The sequence below is a fragment of the Flavobacterium sp. 270 genome (assembly GCF_004368785.1).
GTDB lineage: Bacteria > Bacteroidota > Bacteroidia > Flavobacteriales > Flavobacteriaceae > Flavobacterium.
Map to the genome: position 1 here is coordinate 400353 of NZ_SODM01000005.1, position 23036 is coordinate 423388.

General features: G+C 36.1%; 21 protein-coding genes and 3 tRNA genes. 8 read left to right on the forward strand and 16 right to left on the reverse strand.

Features of this window, described 5'->3' with window-relative positions; genetic code table 11:
* The first annotated feature begins 136 nt into the window (after window positions 1–136).
* From rmuC to EV144_RS19160, 4 genes are all read left to right on the forward strand, one after another.
* The gene (rmuC, locus tag EV144_RS19145; RefSeq protein WP_134150754.1) at window positions 137–1510 is read left to right on the forward strand and encodes a DNA recombination protein RmuC; all 1374 of its coding nucleotides are present in this window, start codon (window positions 137–139) and stop codon (window positions 1508–1510) included.
* Window positions 1511–1650: 140 nt separating this feature from the next.
* Window positions 1651–2199, forward strand: coding sequence for an acyl-CoA thioesterase (locus EV144_RS19150; RefSeq protein WP_134150755.1), 549 nt, complete (start codon window positions 1651–1653; stop codon window positions 2197–2199).
* 209 nt (window positions 2200–2408) lie between these two features.
* Window positions 2409–2804 (forward strand): VOC family protein, encoded by a 396-nt coding sequence (locus tag EV144_RS19155; protein WP_134150756.1) that lies wholly within the window; start codon window positions 2409–2411, stop codon window positions 2802–2804.
* Window positions 2805–3025: 221 nt separating this feature from the next.
* Window positions 3026–3592: a YceI family protein gene (locus EV144_RS19160; protein WP_134150757.1), complete on the forward strand. Its 567-nt coding sequence runs from the start codon at window positions 3026–3028 to the stop codon at window positions 3590–3592.
* Window positions 3593–3594: 2 nt separating this feature from the next.
* Here EV144_RS19160 and EV144_RS19165 read toward each other — a convergent pair whose 3' ends face one another.
* Window positions 3595–4509 carry a TIGR01777 family oxidoreductase gene (locus EV144_RS19165; RefSeq protein ID WP_243854712.1) on the reverse strand — a complete coding sequence of 305 codons (915 nt, stop codon included), beginning with the start codon at window positions 4507–4509 and terminating at the stop codon, window positions 3595–3597.
* A gap of 94 nt (window positions 4510–4603) precedes the next feature.
* Between EV144_RS19165 and EV144_RS19170 the strand changes: the two genes are divergently transcribed.
* Window positions 4604–5266: a TetR family transcriptional regulator C-terminal domain-containing protein gene (locus tag EV144_RS19170; protein WP_134150758.1), complete on the forward strand. Its 663-nt coding sequence runs from the start codon at window positions 4604–4606 to the stop codon at window positions 5264–5266.
* Window positions 5263–6567 (forward strand): ABC1 kinase family protein, encoded by a 1305-nt coding sequence (locus EV144_RS19175; RefSeq protein ID WP_134150759.1) that lies wholly within the window; start codon window positions 5263–5265, stop codon window positions 6565–6567. The genes EV144_RS19170 and EV144_RS19175 overlap by 4 nt, the downstream gene beginning before the upstream one ends.
* A 362-nt stretch (window positions 6568–6929) precedes the next feature.
* On the opposite strand, the gene EV144_RS19180 is transcribed toward EV144_RS19175, so the two are convergent.
* The 4 genes from EV144_RS19180 to EV144_RS19195 form a co-directional block, all read right to left on the reverse strand.
* Window positions 6930–8246, reverse strand: coding sequence for a peroxiredoxin family protein (locus EV144_RS19180; protein WP_134150760.1), 1317 nt, complete (start codon window positions 8244–8246; stop codon window positions 6930–6932).
* Between the two features lie 149 nt (window positions 8247–8395).
* On the reverse strand, window positions 8396–9259 hold the full coding sequence (locus EV144_RS19185; RefSeq protein WP_134150761.1) for a hypothetical protein: 864 nt from the start codon (window positions 9257–9259) through the stop codon (window positions 8396–8398).
* 122 nt (window positions 9260–9381) lie between these two features.
* Complete coding sequence (locus EV144_RS19190) at window positions 9382–12648, reverse strand: FISUMP domain-containing protein (protein ID WP_134150762.1); 3267 nt, start codon at window positions 12646–12648, stop codon at window positions 9382–9384.
* A gap of 512 nt (window positions 12649–13160) precedes the next feature.
* Window positions 13161–13373, reverse strand: a complete 213-nt coding sequence (locus EV144_RS19195) for a hypothetical protein (protein ID WP_134150763.1) — start codon at window positions 13371–13373, stop codon at window positions 13161–13163.
* Window positions 13374–13457: 84 nt separating this feature from the next.
* On the opposite strand from EV144_RS19195, the gene EV144_RS19200 reads away from it, so the two are divergent.
* Window positions 13458–13823 (forward strand): hypothetical protein, encoded by a 366-nt coding sequence (locus EV144_RS19200; RefSeq protein ID WP_134150764.1) that lies wholly within the window; start codon window positions 13458–13460, stop codon window positions 13821–13823.
* A gap of 48 nt (window positions 13824–13871) precedes the next feature.
* Here EV144_RS19200 and EV144_RS19205 read toward each other — a convergent pair whose 3' ends face one another.
* The 8 genes from EV144_RS19205 to EV144_RS19240 form a co-directional block, all read right to left on the reverse strand.
* Entirely contained in the window at window positions 13872–15167 is a 1296-nt protein-coding gene (locus EV144_RS19205; protein ID WP_134150765.1) for a cryptochrome/photolyase family protein, read from the reverse strand.
* Window positions 15168–15320: 153 nt separating this feature from the next.
* On the reverse strand, window positions 15321–15785 hold the full coding sequence (locus EV144_RS19210) for an SRPBCC family protein (RefSeq protein WP_134150766.1): 465 nt from the start codon (window positions 15783–15785) through the stop codon (window positions 15321–15323).
* A 452-nt stretch (window positions 15786–16237) separates the two neighbouring features.
* Complete coding sequence (locus EV144_RS19215) at window positions 16238–16678, reverse strand: sterol desaturase family protein (protein ID WP_134150767.1); 441 nt, start codon at window positions 16676–16678, stop codon at window positions 16238–16240.
* Window positions 16679–16738: 60 nt separating this feature from the next.
* Complete coding sequence (locus EV144_RS19220) at window positions 16739–17578, reverse strand: phytoene/squalene synthase family protein (RefSeq protein ID WP_134150768.1); 840 nt, start codon at window positions 17576–17578, stop codon at window positions 16739–16741.
* Window positions 17562–19049: a phytoene desaturase family protein gene (locus EV144_RS19225; protein WP_134150769.1), complete on the reverse strand. Its 1488-nt coding sequence runs from the start codon at window positions 19047–19049 to the stop codon at window positions 17562–17564. The genes EV144_RS19220 and EV144_RS19225 overlap by 17 nt, the downstream gene beginning before the upstream one ends.
* A gap of 37 nt (window positions 19050–19086) precedes the next feature.
* On the reverse strand, window positions 19087–19986 hold the full coding sequence (locus EV144_RS19230; protein WP_134150770.1) for a MerR family transcriptional regulator: 900 nt from the start codon (window positions 19984–19986) through the stop codon (window positions 19087–19089).
* A gap of 72 nt (window positions 19987–20058) precedes the next feature.
* On the reverse strand, window positions 20059–21021 hold the full coding sequence (locus EV144_RS19235) for an ion channel (RefSeq protein ID WP_134150771.1): 963 nt from the start codon (window positions 21019–21021) through the stop codon (window positions 20059–20061).
* Window positions 21022–21152: 131 nt separating this feature from the next.
* Window positions 21153–21653, reverse strand: coding sequence for a tetratricopeptide repeat protein (locus EV144_RS19240; protein ID WP_243854713.1), 501 nt, complete (start codon window positions 21651–21653; stop codon window positions 21153–21155).
* A 312-nt stretch (window positions 21654–21965) separates the two neighbouring features.
* Here EV144_RS19240 and EV144_RS19245 point away from each other — a divergent pair, with 312 nt between their 5' ends.
* Complete coding sequence (locus tag EV144_RS19245; RefSeq protein ID WP_134150772.1) at window positions 21966–22538, forward strand: helix-turn-helix domain-containing protein; 573 nt, start codon at window positions 21966–21968, stop codon at window positions 22536–22538.
* A gap of 71 nt (window positions 22539–22609) precedes the next feature.
* Here EV144_RS19245 and EV144_RS19250 read toward each other — a convergent pair.
* From EV144_RS19250 to EV144_RS19260, 3 genes are all read right to left on the reverse strand, one after another.
* Window positions 22610–22692, reverse strand: a tRNA-Leu gene (locus EV144_RS19250).
* 44 nt (window positions 22693–22736) lie between these two features.
* Window positions 22737–22809: transfer RNA gene (locus EV144_RS19255), tRNA-Lys, on the reverse strand.
* Window positions 22810–22848: 39 nt separating this feature from the next.
* Window positions 22849–22921 (reverse strand) — tRNA-Lys (locus EV144_RS19260).
* Window positions 22922–23036 lie beyond the last annotated feature (115 nt).

Sequence of the window (23036 nt, forward strand, 5' to 3'; positions counted from 1 at the left end):
AATGGATTTTATTTTTTTTTTATTTTTTTTCGTGATGTTGATTTAATTTAGAATCAGTACTAATTCGTGAAATTTTGATTTTAAAAACTACGTACTACGTATAATTGCGTACTTTTACTTAAAAATAAATTAAGTTATGGTTGATTTTCTTCCGGTTTTATTGACTTTTGTTATTGCCCTCATCTTAGGTGTTTACTTAGGGAAATTGTTGTTTTCGGCAAGATTTCAGGCCGAAAAAGTAAGCTTAGAAGAAAGACTTAATGCCAATACCAATCAATTGCAATTGCAGAAAGAGCAGTTTGAAACCGAAAGAAATAATTTTCAGAAGCAATTGCAGTTTACAAATGCAGACAAAGAAAACATTAGAACCGAAAAGGACAGTCTGGCAATTCAGCTTTCTAAAAAAGAAGTAGATTTTGAAAATTTGTGGGAACGTCATAAAGAACAAAAAAACGAAATCACCGAGCTGCAGGAAAAATTCACCAAAGAATTTGAAAATTTAGCCAATAAAATCCTCGAAGAAAAGTCGGCTAAATTTACCGAGCAGAACAGCGAAAACATGAAAAATATTCTATTGCCGCTGCAAGATAAAATTCAGGGATTTGAACAAAAAGTAGAACAAACACATAAAGAAAGTATAGATTATCATGCCGCACTGCGCCAGCAGATTGTCGGGCTTAGCGAAATGAATGCTCAAATGAGTAAAGAAACCTTAAACCTGACCAAAGCATTAAAAGGCGACAGCAAAATGCAGGGAAATTGGGGTGAATTGGTTTTGGAGCGCGTTTTAGAAAAGTCAGGTTTAGAAAAAGGACGTGAATACGAAGTACAGCAAAGTTTTACGAATACTAACGGAAATCGTGTTTTTCCGGATGTTGTGATTAATCTTCCGGACGGAAAGAAAATGATTGTAGATTCTAAAGTGTCTTTGGTTGCCTACGAAAAATGGATCAATGAAGAATCTGAAATCCTGAAAATTGATTTTCTAAAGGAACATGTTAGTTCTATAAAAAGACATGTTGAACAACTTGGCAGTAAAAATTACCACGATTTATATCAAATCGAAAGTCCGGATTTTGTATTGCTTTTTATTCCCATAGAGCCCGCTTTTGCTATTGCATTAAACGAAGATGCCGCATTATACAATAGAGCATTCGAACGTAATATTGTAATTGTTACGCCAAGTACGCTTCTGGCAACTTTACGTACAATTGACAGTATGTGGGCCAACCAAAAACAACAGGAAAACGCTTTTGAAATTGCCAGACAAGCCGGAGCATTATATGATAAATTTGAAGGCTTTGTTTCTGATTTAGTTAGAATTGGAAATAAAATTAAAGATACCAAAACCGAATACGAAAACGCCATGAACAAATTGGTCGACGGTAAAGGTAACTTAATTACAAGCGTAGAAAAATTAAAGAAAATGGGAGCAAAGGCCAAGAAATCGCTTCCAGAAAATATTATCTCAAGAGCTTCGGTTTCTGATGAGACTGAATTATTAGATTAGTCCTTAGTTTTTTAGTCTTTTAGTCCTTAGAGCTAAGAATTCAGAATTAAAGACTATTAACTAAGTACTAATGACTAAAAGACTAAAAAACTAAGGACTAAATGACTAAGTACTAAATACCATAATAAACAACCAAAAACATGACTGCAGATTTTAAACCCGTTTCCTCTTCCAAAGTAAGTATTTCAGAACTTATGCTGCCTTCGCATACCAATTTTAGCGGTAAAATTCACGGAGGCTATATATTGCTATTATTAGATCAGATTGCTTTTGCCTGCGCATCCAAATTCTCAGGAAATTATTGTGTAACCGCTTCTGTTGATACCGTGAATTTCCTAAAACCAATTGAAGTTGGTGAATTAGTAACCATGAAAGCCTCTGTAAACTATGTGGGCAGAAGTTCTATGATTGTTGGGATTCGTGTTGAATCAGAAAATATTCAGACAGGCGTAGTAAAGCATTGTAATTCGTCTTATTTTACGATGGTTGCCAAAGATAAAGAAGGAAAAAGTGTTTCTGTTCCAGGTCTTATTTTGTCTAATTTAGACGAAGTGCGTCGCTTTAGAAAATGTATTAAACAGATTGAAGGAAAAAAAGAACTCGAAGAACATTCTAAAATTACGACGATCAATTCTATTGAAGATTTGGCAAGTTTAAATAAGTACAATGTATTGCTGGAAATAGGATAATTTTTTGTGTTCTTTTTAACGCAATATTATTGAGTCTGCATGATTAACATAATCTTGTCATCCCGAGGAACGAGGGATCTCCACAAGAAGCTCCGTAAAGCTATTCTCCAATCTTTGTCGAGCTTCTAGCGGAGATCCCTCGTTCCTCGGGATGACAAGATTGTGAAAGTGAAATACAAACAATTTATAAATTCAAAAAACAAACAAAAATGGTAAAATTTGGATACACAATTTTATATGTAGAAAATGTAGAAGCTTCAATTGAATTCTATGAAAACGCTTTTGGATTTTCAAGAAAATTTATAACGCCGGATAATACGTATGGTGAATTAAGCACCGGAGAAACTACGATCTCATTTGCTTCAAAAGAATTGGCAGCTTCAAATTTAAAAGAAGGTTTTGTAGAAAGTAATCTGGCCGATAAACCTTTTGCAATAGAAATAGGATTTATAACAGACGATGTTCCGGGAATTGTACAAAAAGCAACTACTTTTGGCGCCGTGCTGGTATCAGAACCAAAAGAAAAACCGTGGGGACAAGTTGTTGCCTATATCAGGGATTTAGACGGATTTTTAATAGAAATCTGCACCGAAGTTCAACAATAAAAAAAGTACTTTGCAGCAAAAAATCCTGCGCTTTATAATGTTAAAATTTTTCACAAATATTTAGCAGTAAATACAAGGCTGAAAGGCAGAAAATTTCGTAACTTTAAGTACAAGGATCTAGATTCTTGTTTTTTTCACGGAGTACTGCCATTCAGTTTTTTTTCGCCTTCATTATTAATTAAAAAAATCCGGATGACATAATTGTTTAAATGCAGACGATTATGAAAACATTTACCTTATTACTATTATTTACTGCTTTTTCCGTTATTGCCCAGGAAAAATTTTTTACCACAACCGGCACTATAAATTTTGAAGCTTCAGTTCCTTTTTTTGAAGAAGTAAAAGCTGTCAACCGACAAGTTGCCATAATTTTAGAACCCAAAAGCAGTATGTTTATCTGCACCGTTCTCATCAAAGATTTTCGCTTTAAACTCGATATGATGCAACAGCATTTTAATGAAAATTATATGGAAAGCAGTCGTTATCCTAAAGCTGTTTTTAAAGGTAAAATTCAAAAATTTGATTTAAAAGACATCAATGAAGTCGAAAAGGAATATCAAATTAAAGGAAAACTTGTATTGCGCGGCAAATCAAGAGAAATTACGGTTACGGCATTGATAAAAAAAGTGGCTGACGGTATTCAGATCCTATCTGATTTTCCGATAAAGGTTTCCGACTTTAATATTCAATTTCCAAAGGCGATAGCTTCAAAAATTGCTACAACTGCAAACACAGAATTAACAGGTACCGTTTACAGTGACGAGCTTGTATATCTGACTTTAAAATAAATTTACTTGATGCAATTGACCAAAGCGCGCTCTAAGTCTGTAAATTGAAACTCGAAACCCGTTCTCTGGATTTTTTCAGAAGAAGCCCTGCGTCCTTTTAGTACTGCTTTACTCATTTCACCCAAAACAATTCTGAGTACAAAAGAAGGTACTTTAGGCAGCCAGATTCTATAACCATAAATACTGGCAAGTGTTTTAGCAAATCTTGAGTTTGTTGTAGTGTCTGTAACACAAGCATTGTATGGACCAGCTAATTCGTCAGAGACAATTGCTTTGAGATAGATTTGACATAAATCATCAATATGTATCCAGGGCAGGTATTGTCTTCCGGTTCCTAAAATGGTGCCAAATCCGGATTTAAAACTAGGAGCCATTTTTTTTAGAAAGCCTTCGTCTTTGCCAAAAACAATTCCGGTTCTGATTTTTACAGTTCTAATACCTAATGCAGAAATACGATCGGCGGCACCTTCCCATTTTTGGCAGGTTTTGCCCAAAAAATCATTTGCAGGATGCGTACTTTCGTTACAGATTTTATGATTGGTTATGGCGCCATAAATGCCAACACCAGAAGCAGAGACAAAGGCATTGAGTGATTTTTGGTTTTTTTCAAGAACAGCATGTATCATTTCAATAGGTTTTACACGACTTTCTACTATTACATTCTTTCGCCTTTTTGTCCATCTTTTCTCCACAATTCCTTCGCCTGCGAGATGTACAATATAATCTGCGTTTAAGATTGCCTGTTCGTCAATGTAATTGTGTTTCAAATCCCATTTGTAGTAATCAATAGGAGAGTTGCTTGTGTGTGTTGAGCGGCTTAGTACAGATACAGAAAAGCCGTTGTGAAGTAGGAGGTCGGTTAAATGTTTGCCAATAAACCCGGTTCCACCCGTTAATAAAACGTTTTTGGTCATCATAGTTTATATATTATTTAACAATAGATTCTGTTTAGGGATCAGTAAAGATAATTAAACATTGCTTACCTTTAAGGCAAATTTAAAATTTTACAAAATGACAACTAAAAAGAAGAGTATCAGCAAAGAAGATATTGTTTCAATATATATGAATACCATTTTAGAAAAGGGACAAAAACCAAAATCGGTTTATCTTTTTGCTAAAGAAAATGATTTTACAGAAGCTGAATTTTATGCTTTTTTCGGAACATTAGAAGGTCTGGAAAAAGAAATTTTCAGACTGTTTTTTGAAAACACAGTTAGTCTTCTTCATAAAAACGAAGAGTATCAGCAATATGACATGAAAAATAAAATGCTGAGCTTTTATTTTACTTTCTTCGAAGTACTCACAGCCAACAGAAGTTATGTGATCGAAGTTTTAAAAATGGACAGAAATCCGCTTAAAAATCTGGTACAGTTAACTTCACTTCGCGAAAGCTTTAAAGAATACGTTTCAGAAATCCTTACCGACGATTACAGATTAGAAGTAGAGAAATTGCAGAAATTTCAGGAAAAAACAATTCAGGAATCTGCCTGGTTACAATTAATGCTAACCATAAAATTCTGGATGGAAGATGCTTCTCCGGCTTTTGAGAAAACCGATATTTTTATCGAAAAATCAGTTAATGCTTCATTCGAATTAATGAATGTGGCGCCCATGAATCATCTTATCGATTTGGGGAAATTTCTTTTTAAAGAAAAAATGTACAGCAAACAATGAAAACCATAGATTATATCCCTACCTCAAAAATAGAAAGAGCCGGAAAACTGGTTCAGACGGGCGCCAAAATCGGAGTAAATTATGTAAAGCATTATGCCGAAAAAATAGTTAATCCGGATTTAACGCGCGATAAACTGAACGAAAATAACGCCGAAGATATTTACGACGGACTTAAAAGCCTAAAAGGAAGTGCGCTAAAAGTAGCGCAAATGTTGAGTATGGACAAGAATTTTCTGCCGCAGGCGTATGTAGAAAAATTTTCTTTGTCGCAATTTTCTGTTCCGCCATTATCAGCGCCTTTGGTTTTAAAAACGTTTAAAAACAATTTCGGAAAAACACCTTACGAAATTTTTGATGAATTTAATGCCAATTCTGTAAACGCGGCCAGTATTGGTCAAGTGCATTTGGCTGTAAAAGACAATAAAAAACTGGCTGTAAAAATTCAGTATCCGGGTGTTGCCAATAGCATTTCGTCAGATTTGGCTTTGGTAAAACCTATCGCGATCAGAATGTTTAATCTGCAAGGAAAAGATTCTGATAAATATTTTAAAGAAGTTGAAGATAAACTGATCGAAGAAACCAATTATTTATTAGAACTAGAACAAAGCAAAGAAGTTGTGGCGGCCTGCAACAAAATAGAAAACATAACTTTTCCGAATTATTACCCAGAGTTTTCTTCAGAGAAAATCATCACGATGGACTGGATGACGGGAATTCATCTTTCTGAATTTACCGCAGTCAATAAAGATCAGGAAGTGGGCGACAAAATAGGGCAGGCGCTTTGGGATTTTTATATGTACCAAATTCATGTTTTGAAAAAAGTACACGCAGATCCGCATCCGGGAAATTTTTTGGTTGATGAACACAATCAGTTAATCGCGCTTGATTTTGGATGTATGAAAATAATTCCGAATGATTTTTATGTTCCGTATTTTGAGTTAATCAATAAAAATGTGATTACGGATGAAAAGCTTTTCAATGAAAAATTGTTTGAGTTAGAAATTCTTCGCCACGACGATACTCCGGCAGAAATCGAATATTTTACCGAAATGTTTCATGATTTATTGTCGCTTTTTACAAAACCTTTTCAACATGAAACTTTCGATTTTTCAGACGAAACTTTCTTCGAGAGCATTGCTAAATTAGGAGAACGTTTCTCTAACGACACCGCTCTTAGAAAAATGAACGGAAACCGCGGTTCTAAGCACTTTATTTATATGAACCGAACTTTCTTTGGTCTTTACAATTTAATGTTTGATTTGAAAGCCAAAATCGTGGTTGATAATTATCTGAAATATTAAGGAAGGAAATTTTCAACTTTTTAAATTCCAAATTCCAATTTTAGGCAAGATTGCATAAGTTGATTGATGAAAAACTATGCGTTCCTTCGACTTCGCTCAGGAGGACAGTTGTTTTGTCTGGCTGAGCGAAGTCGAAGCCCACGCAAAGAGAATCTGAATTAAGCAAAACTATGCGTTGCTCCGACTTCGCTCAGGAGGACATTTCAAGGAAATTTCAGATTTTGCAACACTGTTATAGAATAAAACTAATCTAAAAAAAGAGCCCGATATAATATATCGGGCTCTTTTTTTAGATTGGTTTTATAATGGCTTTTGTTATTTCCAAAATGCCCATTCTGTACCGTCGTACAACTTTATACCGTTTATTGCAGCTTTGCCATTATTTCTGCTATGCCTGCATAACGGCCTGCTATTTTTTTATCCTTGTCTATTATAAATATGGTGGGAGTGCCTACTACCCCATAGTTGCCAAAGTCAGGCCCCGACATTCCTTTCAGGTCGCATACATGCTGCCAGGGAAAGGCATTGGAATACGTTTTATTTACCATATCATCCGTATCGGCGGAAACTGTCAGTACAGCCACACCTTTTGATTTTAGGGTCTCGTACTGTTCTTTTAATGCGGCTATTTCGTGTTGGCAATGATCGCAGTCAGACTTAAAAAATAGCAGCAAATATTGACTGGCCGGCTGGCTAAAAAAAGAACTGCCATCGTTAAGCGCAATATCCGACGCCGGCGATCCTATTTTGTACACCTGGGCATCATAAAGCTTTTGCATAAAAGGCGTGGGTTGTTTTACACGCTCGGATGCTACTATATAATTCAGTATATGGTCGCGCTCAGCGTCCCAGCCAAACTGCTCACAAATCATTAATATATCGTTGCCAAAGACTTTAAAGGTTTCGTCATTGCGGGTACTGGCCAGCATGTAGATCATGTCCATGGGAAAATCCTTGCGGTGCAAGCCTTCCCCAAGGCCATTGCCCGCTTTGCGGTAAAGACCCAGAGCCGTATTAATCACGTTGAACCAGTGGCCGCTTGTGTAGAGCTTTGTCAGGTCTGTACTGTCTTTAAAAGAATTGTAAAACGGTTCGCACAATTTTTTGTCCTGCACCGGCGCTGCTATGGCCTGCCCAAATTGCTCCATTGCGATGTAACGTATAAAGCTTGCGGCGTAGAGTTTGGATTTACTCAGCGTGCCGTTGAACTTGGCAGCCTGCTGTTGCAGGATTTTATTTTCTGTAATAAAAAATTGTTGTTTGCTTTTTTCACCTGCATACACCTGCATACCGGTTTCGCACAAACGCAGCTTGTCTGCAAGCTTCATCTGTTGTTGCCCCCAGGTGCGTAGGTTGTCATTTTCAGGTGAGTTAATGATTTTTATGCCTTTGCTGTCGCCGTCAATGGTAAGGTTTTCCGAGCCGTTCCATATAAATTCTACCCCTTCTTGTTTGCCCACGGAAACTACCCACATGCCCGGCGCATATTGGGCACCGGGTTTAAAGGTATAGCTGCCGCTGCCATCCAGTGTGGCTTTTACCAGGATGTCGGTTTGCAATCCCATATGAGCGTCTATATGCACAGGCGCATTAGGCTGGTCTGCAAAATGAAGGGTTACAGATTGTGCCTGTACTGCTCCTGCAAACAAAAAGCAAAAAAATAAAAGGCGTGTCTTCATAATTAATTTTTAGTCATTAGCTTATTGTTACAATTCATTACTCAACTACTGTTTATTGTGATCTGCTAATAGTTTTGATTTATCCATTCTATAAGCCAATAGCTGAGGACTTATTGCTCATCGCTTTTTCTGTTTCTGACCTTTGATAGCTATTGGCTATTCACCACTTCCCTCACTGCACCGCTGCTTTTGGCAAGTAACTTTTCTTTGGCGTTTGCCTTGCTTTGCTCTATTTCTTCCTGCGGCACAACACCCACTGGCTGATTTATATAAAAATAATATTGCAGCATACCTTTGAACAAAGGAATATCCGCGGTAAACGGGTTGTGCAGACTGGTATAGTCAAACATATGTTCGCTTATCCATTTGTTCGTGTCGGCAAGTGTTAAGCCTTTTGGCGGGCATACCTGCTTAAACATGGCGGCATATATTGCCATATAACTGTCTTTGGGAAAATTACCAGCCACACTATCACACAGGCTGTTGAACTTTTTTACTTCTGTTACATACTGATTGTGCAGGTCAGTGTAGAAAGCGTCCTTGGGCGATATGCCCTCCTGTAGCTTTTGTATGTAATAAATGCGCTCCTGCACTTTGGCAAGTGTCTCATTCAGCTGTTTTAATGCGGTAGTGGCCTCGCAGCCTTTGCCGTATTTTAAATAACCGCTATTGTTGCGCCAGCTTGTAGTATAGCTGATATCCTGCCCCTCATACACAAACTGAACAGAAATGTCACCGTGCAGGTCTTTAAAAGCATTATTAGGCGTTCGGTCATCTGCGGCTACCACCACGATGCTGCCACGCAAACTATCGGGCAGGCTGATGGAAAAACGACCCGACACATTTACTTCCGTGCTATCCAGCAACTGCCAGTTGCCGGCATGGTAAAAGCCGATATAATATTTACGCACAGTGTAATCTCCATAATCACCTTCCAGCTTACCGGCCAAAAGGCTAAGAGGAAGAAATAAGGCTAAAAGAACCCAGTAATATTTCAATGTCATTTTTTTCATATTGTAAAAGGTACCTAAAACATAAGTCTTTTAAAAATACTCCCACAGACCAACCAAATGACCTGTGGGAGAAAGGATTGATATACAATTAATTTGATAAAAATCTCATTTTTTTATTTTTATTATTCTGCCACGCAACGAACACTACAGCCGTAGCTTATGTAGTCGAGGTGATCAGGGTACACAGTGCTACTGTCGTAGGTCAGGTCGTAGGCGAGGGAGCTATTGCTCTGCGTACTACTCCAGTAGATACTGTAGTTGCCGCGACTGCTCAAGTCGCCACTACCGTTGATGCGGAAGCCCGCCGCAGGCAGGTATAAACCCTGACCAACTTTTTTACCGCTATTATAATTGTTGTAACCTGAGGTAAACGGTCCTACATTCACCCAATTGGCAGTAACATAAATGCTCTTCCACTCATTACGGGTAGGTACTCTCCAGCCGGTAGGGCAAGGATCATTAGCCGATTTTTTAGGTGTCGCTTCAGTATTGCTGTTCCAGGCTGTAGCCGCCGCTGTCCAACTGCTATTCCAACCGGTAATTGCACCCGCATTGTCATCTGCCGAAGCAGTAGGCGGTGTATAAGCTCGGCCACTCATAGGCACATTAGCACCCCACTGGTAGTAGGTGCCGTTAAGGGCACGGGATGGAGTGAACGGATCTACGCTCACATCTGCACCCAGGTTGTGGCACATAAAGCTCACCCACCCACCGGTGGTAGTAGGCGCACCGCAACAAGCGCAGTCTTTTACGCTGGCTGTCAGTTTCAACGCTACATTAGCAGCACCATTATTGTACACTACATAAATATCTGCTGTAAGCGGATTGGCAGTAGTAAGGCCCGCTGCTCTTGTGTTCAGCGTATTATCATACACCGCCGTTGCTTTAAATGTACCACCGCTTGGATAGCTACCACTATAACTTGCAGCAGGGGTAAGGCTGGTGATAATATTATTCGTATCTATTTTTATAAACTGTACATTGCTGATAGAACCGGTACCAATAAAGGTATATACCTGAGTGCCTGTATAAACAGCTACAGATGTACCGGCAGCCTGATCCTGAGATGTTGTTAGTGTAAAATCTGTTCTTTGTGACAAACGTGTTGAAAGTGTTCCACAACTGTAGGCATTATCGTTGCCCTTGGCTATATCGAAACAGGTTTTGCCTATAAACTGGCCTGTACCAACTTGTAAATTTTCCGGATTAGCCGCCGCTGTCACTGTAAAGACAGCTGAAGTTCCAGTAGGACTGCCTGTACATCCGTTAGTTGCGATACAATATAAGTAGTAAGTACCAGCCGAAGCAGGTGTGTATACATAAGATGCTGTTGTTGCACCGCTGATAGCTGTACCGCCTGTTGTACTTGCTGTTGTATTAGAGTACCATTGGTATGCAGGGCTTACCCCGTTTGCTATCGATACTTTTACTGTTGTTCCTTTTCCTGCTATTCCATTTTGAGTCAAGTCAGACTGTGCTGAAAGTGTTGGTGTAGGACAGGCATTATTTAAAGTAATATTATTAACCAGCTCAACTGATTTTCCACAGCTTGTTTGAGCTGTTACCGTTACTTTTACCACAGTACCATCAGTTCCGCTTGCAGGAAGATTAATTGTAACACTTGCTCCTGATCCTGTAACTGTAGCACCTTTGTCTGCTGTCCATGTATAAGAATCTGCAGGTCCAAACTGAATGGCAGTCTGTAAAGTAACAACTGCAGCAAAATTAGCAGTAGTAGGATTAGCAACCCATGAAAGAACAGGTAAACTAGAAACATTTGCAGCTATTTTTTTCACAGCCAATGTACTGGCACATCCTGTAGCATTAGTTACAGTAGCACTGTACGTAACATCTGGTGTTTTAACTGTAATAGCTGGCGTAGTATCGGCCATTTTTACACCATCTTTATACCAGGTATAGGTATATGTACCCGCTACCGCAGGAACGATTGTTAAATCGGTACTTCCGTCACAGATTGTTGCGTTACCTACAATATTCGGCTGTTCAGGTGTACTGCCGCTCACTACATTTTTTTCGATTACTGCAGCTTCAGCAGGACACTGAACGCCGCTGTTGTCTGTCGCTACCATACGAAGTGACATTGTGGTCTGTGTTGTAGGTACTATATAAGGATTTACAGTAATAAGATCATTACCATTATACCAGGTATAAGTAATACCATTTTGCTTATTGGCAACACTTAAATTTAAAGTTCCACCAGCACAAAAAGTTGTAAAAGTATTTAACGGAACTCCATTTACCAGAACGTCAGCATTTGGAACATTTACTTGTCCTGTCGCTGCGCTTTTTGTAATGGTCACGGTATTTGAAGGCTTAGAATAACAGCTTCCGTCTTTTACGGCAGCAAACCATTCGCCAACATTACTGTCTCCGCTTACACTTACCGTTGTTCCTGTTTTTTCTTCTACACCATTATGAAACCAGGCTACTGTTCCTGTAGTTCCAGATGCTGTAAGTGTAACAGCATTTGTACCGCACATTACACCATTGTTGGAAGCTAATATTGTAATATTGGTTGGCGCAACTGTACCTGATTCTGTTACAGTACGCTCGTTTGCTGTATTGGTATTACAGCCTACTGCACCCATAGAAACATTGTATTTTCCTTTTTGCGAAGCAATATAATAAGATACACCGCGCGCTACTTGAATTCCATTACGCGTCCAGATTAATTTATCAAGATTTGCTGTATTGGCAGGAACTGATAAATATACTGCCCCGCCTGTACACAAAGTCAGCGATGGTGACGCAGGCGATACAGTTGGTACAGCGTATGACATTGAAGTACAATCTACTCCATTTTGAGAGAATAAAAATTCTTTGTATAAACTGGTACAGCTGCTGGTAACACGTACCAATACAGTATGTATGTTTACCGTTTCGTTGGTGTTAAATGCAAGTTTAAATGTTCCGTTTACATTGTCAACATCTGTTAATTGTGCATAATCACTTCCTGCTGAAATAGAGATTGTAAATGGCCCATTAGGACAATCCGGATCTGTTATTGCAAATGTACTATTGCATCCGCTGCCGTCAGCAGGTACACCTATACAAGGCTGCGGACTGATTGCAGCTTGAGAATCACCCTCACACAAACTTACCCAGCGTGTTTTATTCCAATACTCCACACATTTGGTATCGATATTGTAGATTGTAAGGCCTTCACCTTTTGTATTTCCTCGTACAGCAAAAGCATTACGCTCTGCAGTAGTCATTTGAGGCAGTCGAAGTCCGCCTTTATTAAGCAGTTCCAAAACAGAAAAAGCTTCGGGCTCTTTTTTGCCTCCAATCGTCATTTGTGCATTCGTGCTAACCGAAAATAATACGGTAAGAAGCATGAGCCACGTTAAGAATAGATTTTTATTCATAATCTAATTATTAAGTTGTTTTAAATTTGAAATTTTTATTACAATTAAAATAACCGTCTTGTATTATCAACTAAATGTGAATCAGTCACTATACTATAGTCGATACACATAATGTTCAATACAATTGGAAGATGGAAAAACAAATAAATTAGTCGTAAAAAACTTGTTAATTTTGCGAATCATATATTGTTTTATGTGCATATAGTTATCTGGAGAAAGATCCAGATAAAATGCAAATTGTTTAAAACTGTTTTTGGAAAGATTACAAAAGTTTGGATTTTACTTTTGTCTTAATGGCATATAAAATAGATCTAAATGAATGTTGGGTATTCTGTATAGATGTATAAATGGTTTGCAGATTTTTGGCGGCTGTTGTGGTATTGCCGCAGCTTATATTCTTACCTGCCTGATTTTGATTTTTTTTGTCTCCGCTGTTGCGATATTACATCTTTCAAACAGCGAGTTGATTTTTTTCTTCATTTTTCCTCTTCATTTAAATAATTGTTGGTTTCTTAGTTCGTTTTTTTAAGCAGTATGGAGACAATATCCTTACTGGCTTTTTCCATTATTACATAATCCTTTTTTATATTATCCGGCTTAATACCCTGAACGTTGCCAGCAATGCATTTTCGGAGATAATATTTAGAAACACCATACTTTAAAAACAAAGCTTCTAAAATGTTTGAATCATAGGATTTGTAAATTTTTGTTTTACTTTTGTCCATTGTTCTGTTGGTTTTAAAAATTGGGACAAAGGTAGAAGATAATTTTCAACTTACAAATTATTTCGAAGATAATTTCCTACATTGATGAATAATATAGTAGAAAGGTTTAAGCAATTGGCTGAAAATGAGGGGATAACAATAACCGGACTCGAGCATAGAATTGGTGCTAGTAAGGGTGTTTTGTCACGTGCTTTGGTTAATAATAGTGATATTCAGTCTAAATGGCTGCTGAAATTGGTTGAAAATTATCCCCGTTATAGCTGCGATTGGTTGGTAAAAGGTAAAGGACCAATGATCGTGGAAGATAATTTAAATCAAGATTTTTCAGAAAATGAAATAAACTATAAAGATCTTGCTGAAGCAAGAAAAGAGACAATTGATACTTTAAAGAAAATGATTGTTTATCTTGAAGAAAAAATTACTGCAAATAAAAAAGGACAGGAACAATAATTCGTTTCAGGCTTCAACCGTTAATTGAGAAGCAGTATCATACCAAATCTACTTTAAAATCCCCGCTTTATAAGTTGCAATCGCACGATCTCTGGCAAAAGCATGATCTACCATTGGTTCATTATAACCTAAATCAAATTCGGGAATCCATTTGCGAATGTAGATTCCTTTTTCGTCAAATTTCTTTTGCTGAATTTCGGGATTAAAAACCCTAAAATACGGCGCGGCATCGCAGCCTGTTCCTGCAGCCCACTGCCAGTTGCCAACGTTGGATGCTAATTCAAAATCTAATAATTTTTCGGCAAAATAAGCTTCGCCCCATTGCCAGTTTATGAGTAAATGTTTGCATAAAAAACTTGCAACAACCATTCGCACACGATTGTGCATATAACCGGTTTCATTAAGCTGACGCATTCCGGCATCGACCATTGGGTAGCCGGTTGTTCCAGAACACCAGCGTTTAAAATCGTCTTCGTTATTACGCCATTGAATGCCATCATAAGCCGATTTAAAATTATGATTGACACAGTTCGGGAAACTAAAAAGAATCTGAATAAAAAATTCTCTCCAGATTAATTCGCTTAAAAAAGTCTGGTTTTTATGATTGGCCCAATTTACTAATTTTCTTATGCTCACGGTTCCAAAACGCAAATGCGGCGAAAGGTAAGAAGTACCGTCTATAGCTGGAAAATCACGTATGTCTTTATAATTGGCAATTTGAGATAAATTGTGGGGAAGTACTTTTATGGCACTTCTCTCAAAACCAATTGCAGCTAATTGCGGGAACTGAAATTCGGTTTTGGTAAAATTAGAAAACAAAGGTTTTGTGTCGTATTCCGGAGCTTGTCCTGAAAGATGGTATTTTTCGAGCCATTTGTTTTTATAGGGTGTATAAACGGTATATGGAAGTCCGTCGGCTTTTGTGATTTCTTTTTCTTCGAAAATTACGTGGTCTTTAAAGAATGAAACTTCGGTATTATTTTCTTTTAATAAAGCCGAAATTTCCTGATCGCGTTTTATGGCGTAAGGTTCGTAATCTTTATTGAAGAAAACGCTTTGAACGTCAAATTCTTCAACAAGTGATTTCCAGACTTCTTTTGTTTTTCCTTTTTTAATTAGAATGGAGGAGTTGCTTTTGTTTAATTCGGCATTTATTTTTTCGAGTGAGTCATATATAAAGGTAACTCTGGCGTCATTTTTTGGAAGATTGTCCAAAATATCGTCATCAAAAATAAATAACGGAATTATAGGGAAATCAGATTGCAGGGCATTAAACAATCCGAAATTATCATCTAAACGCAAATCGCGTCTGAACCAGAAAAAAGAAATCTTTTGTTTTGTCATTGTTGAGAGGTTTGCTTAATGTTTTTGCCACAGATTACAAGGATTGAAAGGATTTTTTTTTTGCCACGAATTACACTAATTTCACGAATCAATTTACACTTATAAATTAGTGCAATTCGTGTAATTTGTGGCAAACAAATCTGTTGCAAAAACTTAAACAGTTTTATTAAATAGTTCTTCGATTTTGTTGCGTCGGTAATCAAAGATTGCTTTCAGTTTATTTTCGACAACTAATTTATTCATAATACGTCCTAAAAAACCAAAAGGCAAAGCGTAGTGAACAATATCAGTCATTTTTACACCAGTTTCTGTAGTTTCAAAAAAATGCTTGTGGTGCCATAATTTGTAGGGACCAAAAAGCTGAATATCGATAAAATAATCATTTTCTTTTGCAACTGTAATTTCGGTTACCCATGAAACTTTAATTCCCAAAAGAGGTTTTAGGGTATAAGTAATAATTTGTCCGGGATACATTCGTTTTCCGTCGAAATCCTGAATTTCAAAACTCATATTGTCTAACGTTATTGTTTGAAGGTTTTTCGGACTGGAGAAAAAATCCCAACATTCTTCGATGCTGGTGTTTACGTGTTGTACGGTTTCTATTTTATATACTTTCATAATGATTTAAATTCCAATTATTTAAATTTCAAATTCCAAATGTATTTTTGCCACGAATTGCACGGATTACACCAATTTTTAAATCTGCTCAATCTGCCAGATCTGCGTGAAACTTTTTTGCCACGAATTGCACGAATTACACCAATTTTTAAATCTGCTAAAATCTGTTTGTCAGTGTAAAATTTCTTGTCACGAATTTTATCAATTTAAATCTGCTCAATCTGCTAGATCTGCGTGAAACTTTTTTTGCCACGAATTGCATAAATTACACCATTTTTAAATCTGCTAAAATTTGTTTGTCAGTGTAAAATTTCTTGTCACGAATTACACCAATTTAAATCTGCTCAATCTGCCAGATCTGCGTGAAACTTTTTTGCCACGAATTGCACCAATTACACTAATTTAAATCTGCTAAATCAATCAAATCTGCGGGAAACACGGCATAATTTATTTTACATTTTATAGTATTTAAAAGGGACAAATAACATTCCGAAACATTCTCCGTGTTCTTTGCCAAGATGTTTATGATGCATTTTATGCGCTTTTCTTAATCCGATGAGGTATTTGTTTTTGGTGTTTTTGAACCATTTAAAACGCTGGTGAATTAAAACATCATGAATTAAAAAATAGCAAATGCCATAAAGTGTAACGCCACAAGCGATAAAAAATAAATAATTGAATCCGCCTTGTACTCCAAAATAAAAAAGAATGATACTTGGCGTAGCAAATATGACAAAGAAAATGTCGTTGCGCTCAAAAGTATGTTCGTATTTTGGCTTGTGATGATCTGCGTGAAAATACCACATTAATCCATGCATAATGTATTTATGTGTTAACCAGGTTACACATTCCATGAAGAGGAAAACACTGAGAAAGATTAAAAAAGAAATCATTTTTATGTTTTATATATTAAAAGTATAATTTAAATTATTTCGGCTGAATGGCTTAAAATATTAGACCAACTTCAGCTTATAAGTAACAAAACTTTGCGCTAAAAGCCCGGCTTTGGTATAATTAGAAACCCGAATTCTTGAGTTTCCGATTTCATGATATGGTGTGTTTTTTAGTTTTTGAAGCAGTTTTTTATAATAGATATATGCGGTGTAAACACCAAATTTGGCTTCAAGCGGTAATTTGATAATGCCTTGAAGCGCGATTCTAAAATCTTCTTCGATTTCTTTTATAATCGTATTTTTTGCATTTTCATCGAAAGATTTTAAATCTACGCCTGGAAAATAATTTCGGTTTAAAACCAAATTATCATCTTTTAAATCTCTTAAGAAATTTACTTTCTGAAAAGCAGATCCTAAATGCATGGCTTCTTCTTTAAGTTGTTCGTATTTGTGGTCTTTTCCGGCAACAAATACTTTAAGACACATTAAGCCGACAACATCTGCAGAGCCGTAAATGTAATCTTCGTATTCGGTTTGTGTATTGTAAGTTGATTTTACAAGATCGAGTTTCATGCTTTTTAGAAAAGCCTGAATGAGATCATCTGTAATGTTGTATTGCTTTACGGTATGCTGGAAAGAATTTAAAATCGGATTTAGGCTGATTCCCATTTCCATTGCTTTGTAATATTCTTTTTCGAAATCGTTGATAAGGTATTCTTTGTCGTAATCGTGAAAAGAATCGACAATTTCATCAGCAAAACGAACAAATCCGTAGATGCTGTAAATGCCTTCTCTAATGCTTGGTGAAAGCATGTTTACGGCAAGCGAGAACGAAGTGCTGTAGTTTTTGGTAATCAATTTACTGCACTTGAAAGAAACGGTGTCAAATAGTGATTTCATCTTTTTTCGATCTAATGGATTTTTGAATTAACTCGGCGGCTAGTTTTCCAGAAATTAAAGCGGGAGGAACGCCCGGGCCAGGAACGGTCAGCTGTCCCGTAAAATATAAATTACGAACTTTAGGACTTTTTAGTTTTGGCCTTAAAAATGCGGTCTGAAGCAGTGTATTTGCCATTCCGTACGCATTTCCTTTATAGGCATTGTAATCTGTTATAAAGTCGTTTTTGCAATACGATTTCTTAAAGATAATGTTTTGTTTTACTTCTTGCTGTGTAAGTTTTTCAAAACGTGTTATTATTTTTTCAAAATATTCTTCCCGAAGTGCTGCTGTATCTGTGATTCCGGGTGCAAGGGGAATTAAGAAAAAACCACTTTCCATACCTTCCGGAGCGGCAGATAAATCTGTTTTTGATGGAAAATTGGCATAGAATAATGGTGACTCCGGCCATTTTGGATTATCGTAAATAGCAGCGGCGTGCTCCTTAAAATCAGCATCAAAAAATAAAGCATGATGCGAGATATTGGCTATCTTTTTATTAAAACCTATAAAAAACAGGAGTGAAGAAGGGGCAAAAACCCTGCTTTTCCAATATTCTTCGGAGTATTTTCGGTCTTCTTTATTTAATAAAGTTTCTGTATGATGATAATCGGCACCGCTTAAAATAATATCGGCTTTGATAAATTGATCCTTAATCGTAATTCCGACAGCGGTTTTGTTTTCGACAACTATTTTGTCTATTGGGGAATTGGTTTTTATAGTAACTCCCAATTCGAGAGCGAGTTTTTCAATTCCTTTAATGACATCAAACATTCCTGTTTTCGGATGCCAGGTTCCTAAGCCAAAATCGGCATAATTCATAAAATTATAAAACGATGGTGTTTTATCGGGTTTTGCACCCAGAAATAAAACGGGAAATTCGAGAATCTGAATCAGTCTTTCGTCCTTGAAAACTTTTCTGATATCCCGGCTTACGGTACTGAAAAACTGATTTAGTTTTAAAGTTGTCTGTACTGTGATTAATTCGAGTGGAGAAATTCCCGGTCGATAAACCAAATCTTTGATGGCAATATCATAATTGCTTTTTGCTTCATCGATAAATTTTTGAAGTTTTTGACCACTTCCCGTTTCTATGTTTTCAAAAGTGGTTTTTATTTCTTCTAAATTGTCGCAGATACTTATAAAATCTTCGACACCAAAATAAACCCTGTAAGCGGGATTTAGTTTGATAAGTTCATAATAATCGGATGTTTTTTTGTTGAAATCATTAAAAAAACGTTCAAAAACATCGGGCATCCAGTACCAGCTTGGCCCCATATCAAATGTAAAGCCTTCTTTTTTAAACTGTCTTGCCCTGCCGCCAATAGATTCGTTTTTTTCATAAACAGTTACGCTGTTTCCTTGTTGAGCCAGGTAACAGGCGGCGGCTAATGCAGAAAAGCCCGATCCGATTATTGCGATAGTTTTTTTCATTTGTTTAACAAATGTACAAAAACTTTAAACAAAATAATTATATACAGTTGATTGTTTCTTCCATGCAATCGTAAATCTTTACTCTTTCGGATAAGTTTTGTCTGTCGATATGTTCTACCATTTTGCCCATAAGCCAGATTTCATTGTTTTTTTGAAGCAGTTTGTTAGCCATCGATTTTACGTATTGATTAATTACACTTCTGTCAGGCTGAATCGTCATAAAAGAAACAAACGTAATATTTTCAAAATGCTTGGTTAAATCCTGCAGGTTTTCGATAGGCATACTTTCGCCTAAATAAATTGTTTTGTATCCTTTAGATAATAATTCATATTGCAGATAAAGCAATCCAATCTGGTGAATCTCATTTAACGGAAGTGAAAGCACAAACACCCTATCGGTTATTGTTGGCTTTTTAATTTGAAGACTTTCGGTATAAATTAATATTTTTTGTTTGATCAAATGACTCATAAAGTGTTCATTTGCAGGAGTAATGGTTTCAGACTGCCATAATAATCCCAATTCTTTAAGAAGAGGCAGGAAGTGCTCTTTAAAAACTTCTTTAAATGTTTTTTCAGAAATCAGCCAGTCAAAAGTATTGAAGAACAATTCCTGGTCAAAATTCATCATTGCCATTTTGAAGGAAGTAATAGCATAATTCTGAGCATTTTTTCTGGAGATAATTTCGCGTACTAACTGCGGAATTTTTTCTTCAGAATAGGTAGCAATTTTAGAAATCTTATAACCGTATTCGTGAAGCAAGGTTATATTTAAAAGTTTCTGCAGGTTTTGAAGATTGTAAAGCCTGATATTAGTATCAGTACGCATTGGTTCAAGAATGTTGTATCTCTTTTCCCAGATACGTATTGTATGGGCTTTTATTCCGGATAAATTTTCAAGGTCTTTTATGCTAAAAACCGTTTTTATGTTGTTTACCATTTTAGGGGATTAAGTAAACAAATGTAAAATAAAATCTGAGATACTGCCAAAAAGCCTTTCTAAAATGACAAATTAGTTAAAGTTTATAGGATTAATTTTATTTAGTTTGTCTAGATATAAGATTGTTTTAGAGTTATCCCTGCTTTTTTCGTACATGGTTTCGAATTTTGCTCCGTAAATAATTTCGTTAAAAGTATAAGAGGTTCTCGCTGCTACCGTATTACTAAACATATCGTCAAAAGTGGTAATGAAAACTAAAATTTCTCCATGTGTTTTTTTGAAATCCTCTGCTGTGAAATTATAAAAAGGACTTTCTTCTGTTATAGGATGTACTAAAGTCCAGCTTAGCGAAAGTGCATTGATATGATCTAATTCTAATTCTAACGAATAAAATTTATTGGTCATTTCTCCGTCTTCTTCAATGCTCATTGCTAAAGTTATTTTTGCATTTGCATCTGTAAAATTGGTATTTTTAAAAGGAACAAGACGTATCATTAAACCTTTGTTTTCTCCATAAGGCGAAATTAATGCATTGTCTGAAAATTTTATATAAGCAGTCGGTTTGCTAAATCTTCCAAAGAATAAACCCGTTGCAATAGCAAAACTTAATAAACCAATTAAAGCTTCTGCAGCAGACAAAGCGCTTGTTAAAAAACCTGTGGGACTAATGTGTCCGTATCCTACAGTAGTAAAAGTTTGCGCACTGAAAAAATAAGCCTGTCCAAATTGATTTAAAACGCTGCCAGTCGCGGCAACTCCATCCAGATGTTCTATTCCGATAGCGTGGTAGATAATGGCAAAAATAAAATTGATTATGATATAGAAAGCAAACAGGATAAACATAAATTTCCAGTTTGGCATATTAATCATGGTATGGTACCAGCTAATGCGGTGCAGAAAATGCATACCTCTTTTTTCTACATTTGCAGTTCCGTCTTTGTTTACAAACCTTCCGCCGTAACTGTTTGCATTAGTTCCGAAACCAGAATTTTTATCTGTTTTAGCTTTGTTGTATTCTCTTTTAAGAATTGACATTTATCTTTGTTTTGCAGCAAATGTAAGGATAACTTTTTATGAAATTAACGTGATTATAAAATGAAAAAGCAATCTGCAGCATGGATTTCTGCAGATTGCTTAGTGTGATATTGAAAAATATTTTTTGAATATTATCTACAAAATGTAGCTTTGTTTTTTATGGCGCTCTGGCTTCCTAATTCTATAGCTTTAGAAAAGTCTTTGCAGGAATTCTTTTTATCGCCAATTTTATTATAAGCCAAACCTCTAAGATTGTAAGCGATATAATCTTTAGGATTTAAACCAAGAGAAGAAGTACAGTCTTCTATAGTTCCCTGATAGTTTAATAATTTGTAGTTTACATTTGCTCTTCCGGTAAAAGCATCTGCATTCATGCTGTCCAATTCGATTGTTTTGCTAAAATCGGCCAAAGCTCCTTTTAGGTCGTTTAGTTTGAGTTTTGCTACGCCTCGGTTTTGGTAAGCCTCGACAAATTTTGAATTCATGCTGATCGCTTTGGTGTAATCTGCAATGGCACCTTTTGTGTTTCCTGCTTCGGCTTTTTTCATGGCTTTGTCAAAATATCCGGTTGCAGATTGTGCAAAACCCGAGAACGTTATCATAATAAATGATAGCAATAATAAGTGTTTCATAAAACTAATTTGGGATTAGTAGGTTAATTAATTGGAGACGAATTTAAGAAAGATTCTTTTGCAGCGGAAGTTCTTTTTTATAAATAGTTAAAATAATTATTTTAATTTTCTAGATTATTAAGAATCTTTAATAGACATTATTTGAGGAAAAAAAACACTTCATTTTTTCTAATGCTGGATTAATAGACTTATTTACAATTAATACAAGTTTTAATTTGTAATTGCGCCAAATGTCGTAAAAATGTCATGGTTTAGTCGTTAATAGATTGCGCTATTTAAAATAATTTTGGAATAAAATAAATTATAATTGATATGAATTCTATAGGGGAAAAAATTAGTGAAACAAGAAAGTTAAAAGGGTTTACTCAAGAAGAACTTGCTGAGTTGTCAAAAGTGAATTTAAGAACAATTCAAAGAATAGAAAATAACAAAAATGAACCACGTGGAAAAACGTTGAGTCTGGTTTGTGATGTTCTTCAAATTAATAAAGAAGATTTGCATGAATTAAATAAAATGTCTCAAAATAAAACAATTACATCTTTTATGATTGATGGATTTTTTTTAATTCTTTTAAATTTATTTTTAATGCTTACGATTGGTTATCTCACTTTGCCTTCGGAAGCAAATTTAAATAGCAAAATTGGCGCATCTCTGTTGAGTTTTTTCATTCCGTTTTGTATTGTTTATTTCACGCAAAAAATAGGAGCTGTCGAGCGAATTTTAAAATTTGGAATTGGATTTATAGGATATTTGGTTTTGCTCGTATCTGTGCAAGGTTTTGCTGCTGGATGCCGTATTGGGTTTAGGTCTTGGATATTTTTGTGTATATTGATATATTTTGGTGTTTTATTCTATGGGAAAATTTTTTTCAAGTCGGAGAAATAAATCGGAAAGAAATTTTTCAGCCATAAAAAAAGCCTGAGAATCTAAATTCTCAGGCTTTTTGCTTTTTTAAGTGACCACGGTGGGATTTGAACCCACACGCCCTTACGAGCACCACCCCCTCAAGATGGCAAGTCTACCGTTTCTCCACGTGGCCGTAAATGAAAAAAGGTCAAGTAAAATAAATTACTCGACCTTTTGTGACCCGACTGGGGCTCGAACCCAGGACCCCATCATTAAAAGTGATGTGCTCTACCGACTGAGCTATCGAGTCAATGCTATCAAGGAAATTATGTGTTGATCACTAAATTTGTGACCCGACTGGGGCTCGAACCCAGGACCCCATCATTAAAAGTGATGTGCTCTACCGACTGAGCTATCGAGTCATATTCTTTCCTTGAATGCGGGTGCAAATATAAGGAGTTTTTTTCGAAGTTTCCAAGCATTTTTATTATAAATTTGTCTTTTTTTACGAAAAATTTCCAACGTGTTAGTTTATAA

What these genes read in the sequence shown, in the direction of transcription:
- rmuC (WP_134150754.1), top strand. Translation starts at nt 137, where the DNA reads ATGGTTGATTTTCTTCCGGTTTTATTGACTTTTGTTATTGCCCTCATC.
- EV144_RS19150 (WP_134150755.1), top strand. Translation starts at nt 1,651, where the DNA reads ATGACTGCAGATTTTAAACCCGTTTCCTCTTCCAAAGTAAGTATTTCA.
- EV144_RS19155 (WP_134150756.1), top strand. Translation starts at nt 2,409, where the DNA reads ATGGTAAAATTTGGATACACAATTTTATATGTAGAAAATGTAGAAGCT.
- EV144_RS19160 (WP_134150757.1), top strand. Translation starts at nt 3,026, where the DNA reads ATGAAAACATTTACCTTATTACTATTATTTACTGCTTTTTCCGTTATT.
- EV144_RS19165 (WP_243854712.1), bottom strand. Translation starts at nt 4,509, where the DNA reads ATGATGACCAAAAACGTTTTATTAACGGGTGGAACCGGGTTTATTGGC.
- EV144_RS19170 (WP_134150758.1), top strand. Translation starts at nt 4,604, where the DNA reads ATGACAACTAAAAAGAAGAGTATCAGCAAAGAAGATATTGTTTCAATA.
- EV144_RS19175 (WP_134150759.1), top strand. Translation starts at nt 5,263, where the DNA reads ATGAAAACCATAGATTATATCCCTACCTCAAAAATAGAAAGAGCCGGA.
- EV144_RS19180 (WP_134150760.1), bottom strand. Translation starts at nt 8,246, where the DNA reads ATGAAGACACGCCTTTTATTTTTTTGCTTTTTGTTTGCAGGAGCAGTA.
- EV144_RS19185 (WP_134150761.1), bottom strand. Translation starts at nt 9,259, where the DNA reads ATGAAAAAAATGACATTGAAATATTACTGGGTTCTTTTAGCCTTATTT.
- EV144_RS19190 (WP_134150762.1), bottom strand. Translation starts at nt 12,648, where the DNA reads ATGAATAAAAATCTATTCTTAACGTGGCTCATGCTTCTTACCGTATTA.
- EV144_RS19195 (WP_134150763.1), bottom strand. Translation starts at nt 13,373, where the DNA reads ATGGACAAAAGTAAAACAAAAATTTACAAATCCTATGATTCAAACATT.
- EV144_RS19200 (WP_134150764.1), top strand. Translation starts at nt 13,458, where the DNA reads ATGAATAATATAGTAGAAAGGTTTAAGCAATTGGCTGAAAATGAGGGG.
- EV144_RS19205 (WP_134150765.1), bottom strand. Translation starts at nt 15,167, where the DNA reads ATGACAAAACAAAAGATTTCTTTTTTCTGGTTCAGACGCGATTTGCGT.
- EV144_RS19210 (WP_134150766.1), bottom strand. Translation starts at nt 15,785, where the DNA reads ATGAAAGTATATAAAATAGAAACCGTACAACACGTAAACACCAGCATC.
- EV144_RS19215 (WP_134150767.1), bottom strand. Translation starts at nt 16,678, where the DNA reads ATGATTTCTTTTTTAATCTTTCTCAGTGTTTTCCTCTTCATGGAATGT.
- EV144_RS19220 (WP_134150768.1), bottom strand. Translation starts at nt 17,578, where the DNA reads ATGAAATCACTATTTGACACCGTTTCTTTCAAGTGCAGTAAATTGATT.
- EV144_RS19225 (WP_134150769.1), bottom strand. Translation starts at nt 19,049, where the DNA reads ATGAAAAAAACTATCGCAATAATCGGATCGGGCTTTTCTGCATTAGCC.
- EV144_RS19230 (WP_134150770.1), bottom strand. Translation starts at nt 19,986, where the DNA reads ATGGTAAACAACATAAAAACGGTTTTTAGCATAAAAGACCTTGAAAAT.
- EV144_RS19235 (WP_134150771.1), bottom strand. Translation starts at nt 21,021, where the DNA reads ATGTCAATTCTTAAAAGAGAATACAACAAAGCTAAAACAGATAAAAAT.
- EV144_RS19240 (WP_243854713.1), bottom strand. Translation starts at nt 21,653, where the DNA reads ATGAAACACTTATTATTGCTATCATTTATTATGATAACGTTCTCGGGT.
- EV144_RS19245 (WP_134150772.1), top strand. Translation starts at nt 21,966, where the DNA reads ATGAATTCTATAGGGGAAAAAATTAGTGAAACAAGAAAGTTAAAAGGG.